Below are 16021 nucleotides of genomic sequence, written 5' to 3' on the forward strand. Positions count from 1 at the left end.
GAGAAATGAGTGTCAAAGACAAAGTCATTGAAATCATTGCCGAACAGGCGGTTTTGGAGCCTTCTGACATCTCTATGGACAGCACTTTGGAGAGCCTTGGCATCGACAGCCTTGGTCTGGTCGAAAGCATCTTTGCCATTGAAGAGGCCTTTGATATTTCGATCCCTTTCAATGCCAATGAGCCTGAGAAGAGTGACTTTGACATTTCCTCAGTAGCCACCATCATTTCCGGCATTGAAAAGCTGGTTGAAGGCTGAGTCTGCACTCGCAGAACGAATAAGGCGAAAGAGGACATGAAGCGCGTCGTCATTACAGGAGCCGGCACAATCAACGCCCTTGGGCATGATGTGCCACAAACGCTTGCAGCCATGCGTGAAGGGCATTGTGGCATTGGCGAGCTGGACATGCGCGATGTGGACCGTCTGGGCGTCCAAATCGGCGCGCAGGTTCAGGGCTTTGAGCCAGAGGTTATCTTCAATCGGCAGCAGCTTTCGCTCTATGACCGCTTTACGCAGTTCGCGCTTGTCGCAGCACGCGAAGCGCTGGCGCAGGCCGGTCTTGAGTTTTCCGGTGAGCTTTCCGCAAAATCCGGTGTTGTCCTTGGCAACTCCGGCGGCGGCATGCAAACGCTGGATGAAAACTACCGGACCGTCTATGAGGACGGCAAAAACCGCGTACACCCCTTTGTCGTGCCCAAGCTGATGAACAACGCCGCGGCGAGCCACATCAGCATGGAGTTTAACCTCAAAGGCCCGAGCTTTACGGTGGCCTCTGCCTGTGCGAGCTCCAACCATGCGATGGCCCAAGCTTTTCAGATGGTCCGTTCCGGCATGTCACCGGTGATGATCACAGGTGGGGCTGAATCCATGCTCTGCTTTGGCGGCGTCAAAGCCTGGGAAGGGCTGCGGGTCATGTCCAAGGATGCGTGCCGGCCGTTTTCAGCCACCCGCAACGGCATGGTGCAAGGCGAGGGCGCAGGCGTCTTTGTCTTTGAAGAGATGGACCATGCCAAGGCGCGCGGTGCGGAAATTCTGGCTGAGGTGGTCGGCTTTGCCATGACTTCAGACGCCGCTGATATTGTGATGCCCTCCCGTCAGGGCGCATCCCGCGCGATCTCCGGAGCTTTGGCCGATGCCAAGCTGAACCGCGAAGACGTGGGCTATATCAACGCGCATGGCACCGGTACGGCAGCAAACGACAAAACCGAATGCAGCGCGGTGGCCGATGTCTTTGGTCCCCATGCAGATAAACTGATGATTTCCTCCACAAAATCCATGCATGGCCATTTGATTGGCGGCACCGGTGCGGTGGAGCTTCTGGCCTGCATCATGGCGCTGCGCGACGGCATCATCGCGCCCACGATTGGCTATGAAGAAGCCGATCCTGAATGCGCTATGGATGTTGTGCCTAATGAGGCACGTGAGGCCAATGTGGATGTGGCGCTCTCAAATGCATTTGCCTTTGGCGGGTTAAATGCGGTGATGGCGTTAAAGAAGGTCTGATGCCGCAAGACCGCCGATACACAGACTTCTGAAAATCAAAAGCCGCCCACCATCAGGTGTGCGGCTTTGTTGTTTTTTACGCTTTGGGAGCGTTTACTGATCGACGCCACCTGCGGTGTCAAAGGCTTTGGTAAATCCAGCCAAGGACATTTCCACGGTGACCACCTGATCCGGTGCCAACGCGGGCACAATGGTGATCTGCGCGACGTTGCCAGCTTTGAAGTTGTTGATATCGGCTTCGCTAAAGCCGATCCGCGCCACACAGCCAGCTTGGTTGCAGAAGGCAAACGGGTAGCGGCGGGCGTTGTTGCTGTCCACGGCCATGGTCAACTGCGAGGTCAGCAGCGTTTCAAGCGGGACAATCAAAGTCGCACCGGCCACCGCCTGACCTTCAGGTTGGGCCAGTTTGAACAGTGTGACTTCAGAGATCGGCGTGCCGGTCTGGTCGCGCAAAAGCTGGTACAAACGGCATGGGCGCGGCTCCGGCCCGTTGGCTGCACATTGCAGCTCCCAATCGCCGATCACTTCGGTGGTCACGTCATTGTTCGGGGCCTGCGGGATCTGGGCTTCACCTTGACCGGCCACGGCTTCCCCCATTGCCAGCGATCCGTCAGACAGGGATGGCACACTCTGCGCAGAGAGCTGGCTCGCCACGAGCAACGCGGCAATAAAAGTTGGAAGTTTGAGCATGTGATTTCCTGATTGTTCTCATGTCGTCTGCCGTCGCTTAACACGGCAGAATTTGATTGTCAGGTCACGCTTGATGAAAACCTGATCAATGCTGACAGGGTTCGCTTTTGTGAGCGGACACTGCTTGCGGAGCATGCCTCGCAACCGGGCCGACAGGGTAAACTATATTTGCACGAAAGATAGCGTGTAAGGGATTGAAGGGGCAGTCACTTTCCAAAGAAAAAGGGCCCAAAACTGGGCCCTCTCCCTATATTTCACTCCCCGTCGGACTGGCCGACTTATTCATTGCCAAAACGCTACGGCCAAAATCGTTTGCGGTCAACAGGAAAAAGAAATTCTTCTGCCTTGGAATTGTTCAAAAAAAAGGGCCGCACAGTGCGTGCGGCCAGTACTCAACAGGGAGGAGTTCGTTCCCAAAACCGTTAAGCTCTGGTCTGGAACACCTTTGAAAATGGGGCAAAAAGGTTAACAATGTATTCTGCATTCGGTTAACCAACTCATTTTCAGGGCAACGGCGAGGTAAGTCACTGATGGACGGCAAGATTTTTTTGGGCGGTGGTGGCCCCGATTATGGCGAAAAACAGGGGCTTTCTCTGAAATATGCCAACCGGCATGGCCTGATTGCTGGGGCAACCGGCACTGGAAAGACTGTAACCTTGCAGATTCTGGCAGAAGGATTCTCCGCAGCCGGGGTGCCGGTGTTCCTGTCTGACGTGAAGGGCGACCTCTCAGGTCTTGCCGCCTCCGGCAGCGCAGAGGCCAAATTGCACGGCGCTTTCACCTCCCGCGCTGAAAAAATAGGCCTTGAGAGCTACAGCTACAAAGCCTTCCCGGTGACCTTTTGGGATCTCTTTGGGGCGCAGGGGCATCCGGTGCGCACCACGGTTGCGGAGATGGGGCCCCTGTTGCTGGCGCGGCTGATGGAGCTTAGCGAGGCGCAGGAGGGTATTCTCAACATCGCCTTCCGTCTGGCGGATGAGCAGGGTCTACCTTTGCTGGATCTCAAGGACTTGCAGGCGCTGCTTGTCTGGGTTGGCGAGAACCGCGCAGAGCTGGCCCTGCGCTATGGCAATATCTCGGTCAACTCGATTGGTGCCATTCAGCGCCGCCTGCTGGTTCTGGAAAACCAGGGGGCCAACAAACTCTTTGGTGAACCGGCACTGGATCTGTCTGATCTGATGCGGGTGGACGCCGAAGGCCGCGGTCGCATCAACATCCTTGCCTCAGACAAGCTTATGGGCGCGCCACGTCTTTATGCCACCTTCCTACTGTGGCTTCTGTCTGAGCTGTTTGAAACCCTGCCTGAGGTGGGCGATCCGGAGAAACCCAAGCTGGTGTTCTTCTTTGATGAGGCGCATCTTCTGTTTGACGGCGCGCCCAAGGCGCTGATTGACAAGGTGGAGCAGGTGGCGCGCCTGATCCGCTCCAAAGGGGTGGGGGTCTACTTTGTGACCCAGAACCCTGACGACATTCCCGAGGATATTCTTGGGCAATTGGGTAACCGGGTCCAGCACGCGCTGCGGGCCTTTACAGCCCGCGATAAGAAAGCGTTGCGCCTTGCGGCAGAAACCTACCGCCCAAACCCCCGCTTTGAGACTGAAGAGGCGATACGCGAGGTGGGCGTCGGGGAGGCTGTCACCTCGATGCTGATGAAGAAAGGCGTGCCCGGCATTGTCGAGCGGACACTGATCCGTCCGCCATCGTCGCAACTGGGGCCCCTGGATCAGGCGCTGCGGGCAAATGTGATGGCCAATTCACCGGTTGCCGGAAAATACGACACCCCCAAGGATCGCCATTCCGCCTATGAAATGCTGCGCGATCGCGCGGCAAGCGCGGCCAAGGAAGCGGAGGTCGTGGAAGCTCAGGAAGAAGAACAACCCGCGGCGCAGCGCGAGTTCAGCGCGGCCCGGCGCTACAGCGGAGGTCGGGTGAGCCGGTCGTCCTCTCGCTCTATGCGCATCCGGTCAGATGTTAGCTTTGGCACCGCCATGGGCAAGATGGTGATGAAAGAGCTGACAGGAACCACGGGGCGCAAAATCGTGCGCGGTATTCTTGGCGGTCTCTTCAAAGGGCGCTGAGCCAGCCCCTTCTCATTCTCAAAATATCCTCGCCGAAGGCAAAAGGCGCTCCCAAAGGAGCGCCTTTTTCTCTTACTTTTCAGGGATCAAACCGCGTGGACTGAACCTCAGTACCAACAGCAGGATCACCCCCATGGTCAGCAGGCGCATATGGGCCGCGCTGTCGATGAGGTGCTTCTTCAGGCCGCTGTCTTCCGCCATCCCGATGGTGACCAGCTCCATCAGCCACAGCCCCATCGGCTCAACCTGCACCCAGAGGAACCAGATCAAAAAGCCGCCCAAAACCGCGCCAAGGTTGTTGCCGGAGCCACCAACAATCACCATCACCCAGATCAGGAAGGTGTAGCGCAGCGGCTGGTAGGTGCCGGGTGTCAGCTGACCATCAAGTGTGGTCATCATCGCGCCCGCAATGCCACAGACCGCCGAGCCCAGCACAAAGATCTGCAGATGGCGATTGGTGACGTCTTTGCCCATGGCTTCGGCAGCCACCTCGTTGTCACGGATCGCGCGCATCATCCGGCCCCACGGGCTTTTCAGCGCAAGCTGCGCCATCACAAAGATCAGGATCAGCACAATGGCAAAAAGGACCGAATAGTTCAGCTTCACAAAGATCGACGAGGCTGTGGCCACATCCATGCCCAGGCCTTCAGCGCGGTTGATGAAGGTCGAGGAGTTCTGCAGGTCGATCTCATAAGGCACCGGACGGTCCAGCCCGACCACGTTTTTCACGCCGCGCGCCAACCAGTCCTCGTTTTTCATCACGGCAATGATGATTTCCGCAATCCCCAGCGTCGCAATCGCCAGGTAGTCAGAACGCAGACCCAGAGCGGTTTTGCCGATCAACCAGGCCACACCAGCAGCCAGCAGACCACCGACAGGCCAGGCCAGCAGCACTGGCAGGTTCAGACCACCCAAGTTGCCCTGCAGCGCTGGATTGATCGCCTCGACAGCGGCCACACCGGGATCAAAGATGCCGCGGTAGAGGAAGAAGCCCGCCACCAGAACAGCAAGTGTCGCGAGATTGCGCGCACGCCCAGCAGGCATTTTCTGACGCAGCATAACCGCGCCCACAATTGTGCCGGCACCCGCAAGCAAAGCGATCATAATTCGCCAGCCACCTGCGCTCCAGGCACCGTCAACAGGTGCTGCGGAGGTCAGCACAACGGCCAGACCACCAAGCGCGACAAAGCCCATAACACCCACGTTAAACAGCCCAGCAAAGCCCCACTGCAGGTTCACGCCAAGCGCCATGATTGCCGAAATCAGCCCCATGTTGAGGATCAGCAGCGCCACGTTCCAGCTCTGCATAAAGCCGGTCAGTACAATTAGGCCGAAGATCAGGGCAAAAAGGGCGGTGTTTTTTAGCTGTTCACTCATACCGATTTCCCCTTGAACAGGCCGGTCGGCTTGAACAGCAGAACCACGATCAGGATCACAAAGCTGACGGCAAATTTATAGTCGGTGCTCAGAAGCTGCACGAGGCCGGAGGGCTCTAGGCTTTCTGGCAGCATGTATTTCAGCACTTTTTTCCACGCATAGGTGATGGTCACCTCGGAAAAGGCAATCACAAAGCCCCCTGCGATGGCACCCAGCGGGCTGCCCAAACCACCCACAATGGCGGCGGCGAAGATCGGCAGCAGCAGTTGGAAATACACAAACGGTTTGAAGGATTTATCGAGCCCGTAGAGGACACCAGCCGTGGTCGCGAGTGCTGCCACAATGAGCCAAGTGTACATCACAACACGCTCAGGGTTGATGCCCGACAGCAGCGCCAGATCTTCGTTGTCTGAATAGGCCCGCATGGATTTCCCGGTGCGGGTGCGGTTCAGGAACCAGAACAGCAGTGCCACAGCAACGATGGCGACCACAACGGTGATGCCCTGCGTGGTTTTGATCGCAAGACCTTCGCGCAGGCCAGTCATCTGTTTGAACTCACGCACTGAGATAATGAACCGTTCGCCATCAGAGAATTTCTGATCCGCCGGGCCGATGATGAAGCGCACGAGGCCATTCATGATGAACATCACGCCCATGGACACGATCACAAGGATCACCGGCTTGGCTTTTTGCTCGCGGTAAAAGCGATAAATCATACGATCGGTGATCAGCATCAACGCCATCGTGCCCAAAATCGCAAAGGGCAGGGCCAGCAGGGCGGTTGGCAGCGGGCCCAGGCTCAGCCCCATGGATTGGAACCACCATGTGATCAGCACAGCCAGCATCGCGCCAAAGGCCATGGTGTCCCCATGGGCAAAGTTGGAAAACCGCAGGATGCCGTAGATCAGCGTCACCCCCAGCGCCCCGAGCGCCAGCTGGCTGCCATAGGCGATTGCGGGGATCAGAACAAAGTTAGAAAGCGCCACAAGGGCGTTGAGGAAGTCCATTAGAACCCCAATTCGCAAGGGCCAGCGAATACTCGCCGGGCGTTGTCGTAGTCCGCATATTTTGCGGGAACTGTTATGAGTGTGCCGTAGACGGTCGCGTTGTCGGTCTGGGCCAGAGTCAGCGTGAGTGTCTGTTTCTGAGTCTCCTGATGCGCCTGAACAAAACCACCAGTGGTCACGATTTGGTAGGTTTGCGTAGAGAGCTGTATTTCATCCAACTTCGTACCAGGTTCAGACTTCGCCAAGACTTCAAATGTTCCGAGGCTCGTGTGAAGCGTGTTCAAGGCTATATCAGAAAACCCGAGCGAAAGAACGGCTTCACACTTTGCCGGTTCTTTGCATGTTTCCTGCAGCGTACAGTCAAAATCGGCCTCTTTGGCAGTCGCAGTTTTTGCGATTGGCGACCAAATACAAATCGCACATAAAAACATAAGCGCGGCTTTGCCGCGCCACGCGTCCGACCCGCCCCCACGGGCGGGCGCGTTCCGCACCCACCCTCGGGCCGGACGCGTAGGAACATGAGTTTTCAACATCATGTCAGCCCCCCAAGAAGCTCTTGCGGACTTCATCATCCGCGAGAAGGTCTTTGCCGGTGCCGGTGTAGGCATTGCGGCCCTGAACCAGCACGTAGCCTTTGTCGGCGATTTCTAGCGCTTGGCGGGCGTTTTGTTCCACCATCAGGATTGGAATGCCGGTGCGGCTGACTTCGATGATGCGGTCAAAAAGCTCGTCCATCACGATGGGCGACACCCCCGCTGTGGGCTCATCAAGCATCAAAACCTTGGGTTGGGTCATCAGCGCGCGGCCTACGGCCACCTGCTGCCGCTGGCCGCCAGACAGTTCTCCGGCCGGTTGGTTGCGCTTTTCCTTAAGGATCGGGAACAAGTGATAGACCTGCTCGATGGTGCCTGAGAAATCATCGGTGCGGATGAAGGCCCCCATCTCGAGGTTCTCTTCCACGGTCATTGAGGTGAAAATATTGTTGGTTTGCGGCACAAAACCCATGCCTTTGGCCACGCGTGCCTGCGGGGTCAGATCGGTGATGTCTTCGCCATCCAGTCGCACCGAGCCCTGACGCAGGTTCAGCATGCCAAAGACAGCTTTCATACCGGTGGATTTGCCCGCGCCGTTTGGCCCGACGATCACAGCAATTTCGCCCGGGTTCACGGCAATGGTGCAGTCATGCAAAATGTCCGGACCGTCCTTGCCATAGCCGCCGGTCATGCTGTCGCCGACCAAAAAGGCATTGGTCGTGTTCATCTCTTTCCCGGTGCCGACCGAGCTCACAAGCTCTCCGCCGCCTTTCGGGTTGGTGATCGAGGCGTCTTTGTTGCCACGATCGTCCTGATACGGGTTCCCCGTCATCCCATCACTCCTCACTGAGCAAGCAGATAACACCGTCAATGCACGGTCGCTTTACCGCTGCAATGCAGCCGCGATACCGATGCGATACCGACGTGTTATGCGCTCAGCTGTTCCTTGTTCTTGAGCCCGGTGCCGAGGTAGGCCTCGATCACCTGTTCATTGGCTTTGATCTCATCCAAAGTGCCTTCTGCGAGCACTTTGCCTTCTGCCATACAGATCACCGGGTCACAGAGGCGGCCGATGAAATCCATGTCATGTTCGATGACGACAAAGGTGTAATTCCGCTCTTTGTTCAGGCGGATAATCGCGTCGCCGATGGTGTTGAGCAGGGTGCGGTTCACCCCGGCGCCCACCTCATCCAGAAAGACGATCTTGGCATTCACCATCATGGTGCGCCCCAGCTCCAGCAGCTTTTTCTGACCACCGGAAACCTGACCCGCCTTATGGTCGGCAAGGTGCTCAATGGTAAGGAATTCAAGCACTTCGTCGGCTTTGGCGCGCAAGGCGCGTTCCTCATCCGCAATGCGCTTGCGACCAAACCAGGTGTTCCACAACGTCTCGCCAGATTGCCCGCCGGGCACCATCATCAGGTTTTCACGGCAGGACATGGAGCTGAATTCATGGGCGATCTGAAACGTGCGCAGCAGCCCTTTGTGAAACAGCTCATGTGGTGGCAGGCCGGTGATGTCTTCGCCCGCCATGGTCACACGACCGGACGTGGGTTGAAGTACACCCGCGATGACGTTGAAAAGAGTGGTTTTTCCGGCGCCGTTGGGGCCGATCAACCCGGTAATCGAGCCAGGCTCGATCCGAAGGGTCGCACCGTCAACGGCATGAAACCCTCCAAAGTGTTTGTGAACGTCTTCTACGACGATCATGGCTTTTCCCCCGAATGCACAGTTCTGGCTGCGCCTTATATATGGAGAAACAGCCCGGGCAAGGCCGGGCTGTTTCTGTTTCAATTCACGCTTTGTTTAGCGATACTTAGCTGTGGTGATCTCGCCGCCGTCAATGACGATCTGGCGGTAGTTGCCAGCCGATTCACCTGGGCCGATCAGCTCAACAGCGGATGCGCCCACATAGTCGACGTCCCCGCCACCCGCGATGATGTCGAGTGCCTTTGCCAGCTCACCTGGGTAGATTTTCTCACCAGGTGCGTTGGCAACTTCCATGACTTTCTCTTTGAAATCAGCGGATTCTGCAGAGCCAGCTGCCTGCATGGCCAGCATGATCAGAGCCGCAGCATCATAGCTTTCCGGAGAGAAGGCGCCGGAGGAATCAAACGCATCGCCTACGATCTTGCCGTAGTTGGCTGCACCCGGGCTGTCGGTGCCTGGGAACTGACCGGTCGAGCCTTCGATTTCGTCACCAAAGTTGGCTTGAAGCTGGTCGCCGACCATGCCGTCGGGGAAGTGGAAGGTGTCAAATGCGCCCGTATCGATTGCGGCGCGTACGATGCCGGAGCCACCGCCGTCAACGTAACCAGCAACCACGAGACGCTCGCCACCGGCAGCGGCGAGCGCACCAACCTCTGCTGAGTAATCTGCTTTCTGGTCTTCATGCGCTGCGCTGATGGTGATTGAACCACCTGCTGCTTCATAAGCGGAGGCAAACGCGTCTGCCAGGCCTTTGCCGTAGTCGTTGTTTACATAAGAAACAGCAACTTCCTTGATGCCTTCTTCCATGAGGATTTCTGTCATCACAACGCCTTGGCGAGCGTCAGAAGGTGCGGTGCGGAAGAACAGGCCGTTATCTTCGTTGTTGGCGTGGCTGAGGCCAGGGGATGTTGCCGATGGCGAAATCATCACAACACCGTTTGGCACCGCGACGTTCTGCAGGATCGCACCGGTGACGCCGGAGCAGTCCGCGCCCATGATCGCTTTGACACCGTCAGAGGTGATCAGGCGTTCTGCGGCGGCGGTGGCCGCGGCGGCATCAATACAGGTGGAGTCTGCGCGGACCGCGCTCACACTTGCACCGCCCAGCAGCTTGCCGCTGTCATTCACTTCTTTGATTGCCAGTTCAGCGCCGTCACCCATTGCTGGGGTGATGGATTCCAGAGGTCCGGTGAAGCCCAGGATGACACCAATTTTGATGTCTTCTGCAGATGCAGCTCCGGCCAGCAATGCGCCTGCGGCGGAGGCCATAAGCAGCTTTTTCATGTTCTTACTCCCTAGTGATTTATTGTTATTCCGAATTGGAGCCTAAGCGCGCTAAAATCAAAAGGAAAGAGGCTGTTGACCAATTTTTCATCATTGGTGGGAGCTTTCACATAGCAAGCGGCTAAGTGCCGAATATTTGCATAAAATCAGGGTGTTGCATGCGACTTTTGAGAATGATGATTTGTGTTTCACTGTTGGGTTTCAGCAGTCCTTCGATCGCGCAGAGCATTCAAAGCTCTCAGGGGCGCATTACCGTTGAGGCGGTGGTTGAGGATCTCAAGAACCCTTGGGGGTTTGCGTTTCTGCCCGAGGACAGCCTGTTGATCACTGAACGCGGCGGTCGTTTGTGGCATGTTGCGGCGGATGGCAAACGCACCGCTGTTCGCGGTGTGCCTGAGGCGCATGTTCAGGGGCAGGGCGGGCTTCTGGATGTGGTTGTGGCACGCAATTTTTCTCAATCAAGAGAAGTGTTTCTCAGCCTGGCGGTTCGGCAGAAAGGCGGGTCCGGCACCGCTGTATATCGCGGGATTTTGTCCGAAGACGGCACGAATCTGATTGAGGCCAAAAGGATCTTTGAAATGGCACCGGGCAGCAGCGGGGGGCGCCATTTTGGCAGCCGTATTGTGGAAGCGACTGACGGGACCTTGTTTGTCACGATTGGCGAGCGCGGAGACCGGCCTGCGGCACAAGACGTCACCCGTCACGAAGGAACGGTTGTACGTATCGCGCGTACCGGCGGGGCGGTCGGGGATAATCCTTTCCGAGGGCAGGCCGGCGCTCAGCCTGAAATCTGGTCATTTGGTCATCGCAACCCGCAAGGCGCAACGCTCGACGCAGATGGCCGTCTTTGGGTGGTCGAGCATGGCGCAAAAGGAGGCGATGAGGTGAACGTCATCAAAAAGGGCGCGAATTTTGGCTGGCCCATTATCTCTTACGGCGCGCATTATTCAGGGGCGAAGATTGGCGTCGGGACAGAAAAGGCAGGTATGGAGCAACCTGCGTTTTACTGGGATCCCTCAATCGCGCCGTCTGGCCTGATGATTTACTCTGGGAAGCTGTGGCCGGAATGGCGCGGGGACTTCTTCGTCGGGAGCCTGAAGTTTGACTACGTGAGCCGCCTCAGCGGGGCGCCATTGCGGGAAGTCGAGAAAATAAAAGGATCGGCGACCAAACGCGTGCGCGATGTGCGAGAAGGACCAAATGGGGCCATCTGGTTCCTCTCAGATGATAAGGGCACGCTCTACCGAATGACGCCTGCCAGCTAGCCGAAAAAGCAGGGGGCGGCTGTCTGGACTATCCGCTACACAGACAGCCGGGCGCTCTGGGAGCCGCGTTCACGATAGGGCGTTGTCTCGTAGTGCGCCCGATAGCACTTTGAGAAATGGCTGGGTGAGGCGAAGCCACAGGCCAAAGCCACGTTAATGACGCTCATGTCCGTCTGCATCAGCAGATTGCGGGCTTTCTGCAGGCGCAGTTCCATGTAGTAGCGCTTTGGCGAGCGGTTGAGGTAGCGGCGGAACAAGCGCTCCAGCTGCCGCGTGGACATACCAACTTCTTTTGCCAGCAAAGAAGGGCTGATCGGCTCCTCAATGTTGGCTTCCATCATCTGGATAACCATAGAGAGCTTGGGGTGGCGCACGCCGATCCGTGTCGGCACAGACAGGCGCTGCGTGTCCTGATCTGTCCGAATCGAATTGTAGATCTGTTGATCCGCGACCCAGTTGGCAACTTCCTCCCCCAAATCCTGTGCGATGATTTTCAGGAAAAGGTCGATGGAGGCCGTGCCGCCAGCTGTGGTCATGCGATTGCCATCAGCGGTGAAGACCGCCTTGGAAAGTTCAATTTCCTCAAACTCTTCCGCGAAACTGTCCTGATTTTCCCAGTGAATGGTCGCGCGCTTGCCGTCGAGCAACCCAGCCTTCGCCATAGTGTAGGAGGCTGTACAAAGGCCCACAATAGCGGGACCACGGCGTGCTTCGCGGCGGAGCCAGTTCAGCAAACGCTTGGTTGTGGCCTGCTGAACATCAGCGCCGCCACACAGCACAATCGTGTCATCGCGGTGCAACTCTTCCAAATCTGTGTCGAGTTTCAGTGACGTTCCGGTTGAGCAATTGGTGGCGTCACCGCCTTCACCACATAGATTCCATGTGTAATGCTCTCGGCCCAGACGGCGGTTGGCAAGCCGCAAGCAGTCAATCGCAGATGCAAAAGAAAGCAGCGTAAAATTCTCAAGGAGCACAAAAACAAAGCGCCGTCCTTTGTCGTCGCCAAGTTCAGAACCGATGGTCGAAGTCTTTGACATCGTTCCCTTTTCCCCGTGGTGAGGGCGCTTTCAAAGCGCCTTGTTTGTTTGGATTTGACGGGGTCTCGGACGCGCCCGTCAAAGTCGGATATTTCATCTATGGCTCTATCACAAGAGCTTTTGTATAAGGTGCCTTTAACCTGTCTAATCGGAGTAAAGACAATGGCAGAATGGCAAAAATCTGACTGGCGCGCAAAGCCCAGAGTTCAGATGCCTGAATATACGGATGAAGCAGAGCTTAAGGCAGTTGAAGCCAAGCTGGCAAGCTATCCGCCGTTGGTCTTTGCCGGCGAAGCGCGCCGCCTGAAAGCACAGCTTGGGGCCGCTTCTCGCGGCGAGGCCTTTTTGCTGCAGGGGGGAGACTGCGCCGAGAGCTTTGAGCAGTTCAGCGCAGATGGCATTCGTGACACGTTCAAAGTGATGCTGCAAATGGCGATGGTGCTGACCTATGGTGCCAAGGTGCCGGTGGTCAAAGTGGGCCGTATGGCGGGGCAATTTGCCAAGCCACGCTCCGCGCCAACAGAGACTGTGGATGGTGTTGAGCTGCCAAGCTACCGTGGCGACATCATCAACGATCTGGCTTTCACACCAGAATCGCGCATCCCTGCGCCTAGCAAGATGTTGCAGGCCTACACTCAGGCGGCAGCAACGCTGAACCTTCTGCGCGCGTTCTCCACCGGTGGTTATGCGGATGTGCATCAGGTGCACGCCTGGACACTCGGCTTCACCGAAGGTGAGAAGGCTGAGAAATACCGGGATATGGCAAATCGTATCAGCGATACGCTCGATTTCATGAAGGCGGCCGGGGTGACCTCTGATCGTCTGCATACGCTGCAGACTGTGGATTTCTACACCAGCCATGAATCGCTGCTTCTGGAGTATGAAGAGGCGTTGACCCGTCTGGATTCGACTTCTGGCAAATGGCTTGCTGGTTCCGGCCACATGATCTGGATTGGCGACCGTACCCGCCAGCCTGATGGTGCCCATGTTGAGTTCGCTCGCGGCGTTCAGAACCCGATTGGCCTGAAGTGTGGTCCGACCACCACGGCGGACGACCTGAAGGTTCTGATGGAAAAGCTGAACCCGGAGAATGAGGCAGGCCGTCTAACTCTGATCGCGCGCTTTGGTGCGGGCAGCGTTGGGGATCATCTGCCACGTCTGGTCAAAGCAGTTCAGGAAGAGGGCGCCAATGTGCTTTGGACCTGTGACCCGATGCATGGCAACACCATCAAATCGGCGACCGGCTATAAGACACGTCCGTTTGACAGCGTGCTGCGCGAAGTGCGTGAGTTCTTCGGCGTGCATAAGGCTGAAGGCACCATCCCGGGTGGTGTGCACTTTGAGATGACCGGTCAGGACGTGACTGAATGCACCGGTGGTGTGCGGGCCGTGACAGAGGAAGATCTCTCTGCGCGCTATCACACCGCCTGTGACCCGCGCCTGAACGCCAGTCAGTCGCTTGAGCTTGCGTTCCTGGTGGCCGAAGAGCTGTCAAACAGAGACCGCCCACAGGCCGCAGAGGCCGTCTGATAAAGGTTTATTAGGACCTGAAAAGAGCCGCGCAACTGCGCGGCTCTTTTTTGTTCAGAAATCCAAAAAATACCTCATTTTGCCTCTTGCATCCTCCTGACAGTTAGAGGTAAACCCCGCTCCACAGAGAGACGATGACAACATCATCTCTTTGATGCGGAGAGGTGGCCGAGTGGTCGAAGGCGCACGCCTGGAAAGTGTGTAGGCGGGAAACCGTCTCCAGGGTTCGAATCCCTGTCTCTCCGCCATATACCCCCCCCCCCTCTGAAATAAATCAATGTAATTCAATGCCTTGTGCTGTTTGACGCGATTGCAGGACTTGTTCGGGTTACTTTGCGATCTGACTTGTGGCTGCATCGTATCGCGTTTTTCCCAACGGTAGGGATCGCTTGCTCTATAGAAGAGCAGGCGGCGGTCTTTTCACCATGTCGGGGGGAATGTCAGTCAATTGACGGATAGGGGATGAGCGCGGCCCGGAGGGTGGGCAGCGCTCTTTTCTGGCTCGGCAAGCCGAAGTTAGTCCTTACGGGTTTGCGGTAGAATCATGTTCAGGAGGAGCCCGGCGACGCCAGCCAGACCGATTCCGGCAAGAGAGAAGCCTTCGCCAAACGAAAGGGTCAAACCGCCAAGGCCCAGCACCAAGATTGTGGAGGCAATCACCATGTTGCGGGGATCGTGAAGCTCATCGCCGATCTTTGCGACCACACTCATGCCGACAACGGTCACCATGCCAAAGAGCAGGATCATGATGCCACCCATGACCGGCATCGGGATGGTGCCAAGAAAGCCGCCCAGCTTGCCCACAAAGGACAGAGCAATTGCGAAGATTGCCGCCCAGGTCATGATCGCAGGATTGAACGCACGGGTCAGTGTAACGGCGCCTGTTACCTCGGAGTAGGTGGTGTTGGGCGGGCCGCCCAGCAGGCCAGCAGCGGTTGTCGCCAGACCGTCGCCCAGCATGGTGTTCTGGATGCCCGGCTTCTTGAGGTAGTCCTTCTTGGTGACATTGCCGATGGCCAGAATGTCGCCGAAATGCTCGATGGCCGGAGCGATTGCCACTGGCAGGATGAACAGAATGGCTGCCAGGTGGAACTCCGGGCGTACAAATTCCGGGATCGCGAACCAAGGCGCATCTGCAAGGCCTGCGGTGTTGATGAGGCTTTCGCCGGTGATCAGGCCAACCACAATCGCGGCCACATAGCCTGCGACGATGCCTGCCAGGATGGGGACGATCTTCATGATGCCACGGCCCAGAATTGCGGTGAGCATGGTGGTGCCAAGCGCGATAGCCGCCAGCAGCATGGCGATGCCGCGTGGCATGATCTGTGTGTCACCTGCGAGCCCTGTGGACATGTTGATCGCGACCGGCGCAAGCGACAGGCCGATGATCATGATCACCGGGCCAACCACGACCGGTGGCAGGTATTTGTGCAGAAAGCCGCTGCCCCAGATGCGGATGGCAAAGCTGAGCACAACATAGAGCAGACCAGCGGCGGCCAGACCGCCTGTGGTGGCTGCCAGACCCCACGTCTGTACGCCGTAGATGATGGGTGCAATGAAGGCAAAAGAGGAGGCCAGAAATACCGGCACTTGCCCACGTGTCACGATCTGAAAGATCAGGGTGCCAACGCCGGCCGTGAACAGCGCGACGCTCGCATTGAGGCCTGTGAGAATTGGAACAAGGACCAAGGCTCCAAAAGCCACGAAGAGCATCTGTGCCCCTGCGAGCGCTTGCTGTAGCCCGAATTTATAAGTGGTCTCGGATGATGGGATGCCACCATCGCTGTCTTGTCGTGCAGACATTGTGCGTTTTGTCTCCATACTGGTGAATGTCGGTATCTGTGCCTCTGCTGTTTGGCAGGGCTGTAAAGCGCGCGAAGAGCGTTCTTTATTAGGGATGTCTGATTGCCCAATCACGCAGATGCCGCAAGGCGAAAAGCTTACAAAAAGCTTAATTTTGCGACATGGAGCAGAGACCTTTCAGCGCAGGCTGAAGGTCTATTCTGTT

Annotated in this window: 14 protein-coding genes and 1 tRNA gene; 6 read left to right on the plus strand and 9 right to left on the minus strand. The window is 57.0% G+C overall.

Features of this window, described 5'->3' with window-relative positions; translation table 11 throughout:
• The first annotated feature begins 5 nt into the window (after positions 1–5).
• Together ACO07T_RS12910 and ACO07T_RS12915 are read left to right on the plus strand one after the other, a co-directional pair.
• Positions 6–257 (plus strand): acyl carrier protein, encoded by a 252-nt coding sequence (locus ACO07T_RS12910; protein WP_209060308.1) that lies wholly within the window; start codon positions 6–8, stop codon positions 255–257.
• Positions 258–293: 36 nt separating this feature from the next.
• Positions 294–1502 (plus strand): beta-ketoacyl-[acyl-carrier-protein] synthase family protein, encoded by a 1209-nt coding sequence (locus ACO07T_RS12915; RefSeq protein WP_209060306.1) that lies wholly within the window; start codon positions 294–296, stop codon positions 1500–1502.
• A 93-nt stretch (positions 1503–1595) separates the two neighbouring features.
• Here ACO07T_RS12915 and ACO07T_RS12920 read toward each other — a convergent pair whose 3' ends face one another.
• Complete coding sequence (locus ACO07T_RS12920) at positions 1596–2192, minus strand: invasion associated locus B family protein (RefSeq protein WP_422049758.1); 597 nt, start codon at positions 2190–2192, stop codon at positions 1596–1598.
• Positions 2193–2722: 530 nt separating this feature from the next.
• Here ACO07T_RS12920 and ACO07T_RS12925 point away from each other — a divergent pair.
• Complete coding sequence (locus ACO07T_RS12925) at positions 2723–4270, plus strand: helicase HerA-like domain-containing protein (protein WP_422049759.1); 1548 nt, start codon at positions 2723–2725, stop codon at positions 4268–4270.
• Positions 4271–4342: 72 nt separating this feature from the next.
• Here ACO07T_RS12925 and ACO07T_RS12930 read toward each other — a convergent pair whose 3' ends face one another.
• The 6 genes from ACO07T_RS12930 to ACO07T_RS12955 form a co-directional block, all read right to left on the minus strand.
• Positions 4343–5647, minus strand: a complete 1305-nt coding sequence (locus ACO07T_RS12930) for an ABC transporter permease subunit (protein WP_422049760.1) — start codon at positions 5645–5647, stop codon at positions 4343–4345.
• Positions 5644–6654, minus strand: coding sequence for a branched-chain amino acid ABC transporter permease (locus ACO07T_RS12935; protein WP_209060298.1), 1011 nt, complete (start codon positions 6652–6654; stop codon positions 5644–5646). Before ACO07T_RS12935 ends, ACO07T_RS12930 begins: the two co-directional genes overlap by 4 nt.
• The gene (locus ACO07T_RS12940) at positions 6654–7190 is read right to left on the minus strand and encodes a hypothetical protein (RefSeq protein ID WP_422049761.1); all 537 of its coding nucleotides are present in this window, start codon (positions 7188–7190) and stop codon (positions 6654–6656) included. Before ACO07T_RS12940 ends, ACO07T_RS12935 begins: the two co-directional genes overlap by 1 nt.
• Before the next feature lies 1 nt (position 7191).
• Positions 7192–8019, minus strand: coding sequence for an ABC transporter ATP-binding protein (locus tag ACO07T_RS12945; protein ID WP_209060296.1), 828 nt, complete (start codon positions 8017–8019; stop codon positions 7192–7194).
• Positions 8020–8114: 95 nt separating this feature from the next.
• The gene (locus ACO07T_RS12950) at positions 8115–8897 is read right to left on the minus strand and encodes an ABC transporter ATP-binding protein (protein WP_422049762.1); all 783 of its coding nucleotides are present in this window, start codon (positions 8895–8897) and stop codon (positions 8115–8117) included.
• 96 nt (positions 8898–8993) lie between these two features.
• Entirely contained in the window at positions 8994–10181 is a 1188-nt protein-coding gene (locus tag ACO07T_RS12955) for an ABC transporter substrate-binding protein (protein ID WP_209083455.1), read from the minus strand.
• Between the two features lie 158 nt (positions 10182–10339).
• Between ACO07T_RS12955 and ACO07T_RS12960 the strand changes: the two genes are divergently transcribed.
• A complete protein-coding gene (locus tag ACO07T_RS12960) occupies positions 10340–11446 on the plus strand; it encodes a PQQ-dependent sugar dehydrogenase (RefSeq protein WP_422049763.1) in 1107 nt (368 codons plus the stop codon).
• A gap of 35 nt (positions 11447–11481) precedes the next feature.
• Here ACO07T_RS12960 and ACO07T_RS12965 read toward each other — a convergent pair whose 3' ends face one another.
• On the minus strand, positions 11482–12483 hold the full coding sequence (locus tag ACO07T_RS12965; RefSeq protein WP_422049764.1) for a GlxA family transcriptional regulator: 1002 nt from the start codon (positions 12481–12483) through the stop codon (positions 11482–11484).
• 162 nt (positions 12484–12645) lie between these two features.
• Here ACO07T_RS12965 and ACO07T_RS12970 point away from each other — a divergent pair, with 162 nt between their 5' ends.
• Both ACO07T_RS12970 and ACO07T_RS12975 read left to right on the plus strand, forming a co-directional pair.
• Positions 12646–14013: a class II 3-deoxy-7-phosphoheptulonate synthase gene (locus ACO07T_RS12970; protein WP_209060283.1), complete on the plus strand. Its 1368-nt coding sequence runs from the start codon at positions 12646–12648 to the stop codon at positions 14011–14013.
• Positions 14014–14171: 158 nt separating this feature from the next.
• A tRNA-Ser gene (locus ACO07T_RS12975) sits at positions 14172–14261 on the plus strand.
• Positions 14262–14529: 268 nt separating this feature from the next.
• Here the strand turns inward: ACO07T_RS12975 and ACO07T_RS12980 are convergent.
• On the minus strand, positions 14530–15816 hold the full coding sequence (locus ACO07T_RS12980) for a uracil-xanthine permease family protein (protein WP_422049765.1): 1287 nt from the start codon (positions 15814–15816) through the stop codon (positions 14530–14532).
• Positions 15817–16021: the final 205 nt, after the last annotated feature.

This window comes from Shimia sp., from assembly GCF_965227725.1.
Taxonomy (GTDB): Bacteria; Pseudomonadota; Alphaproteobacteria; order Rhodobacterales; family Rhodobacteraceae; genus Shimia.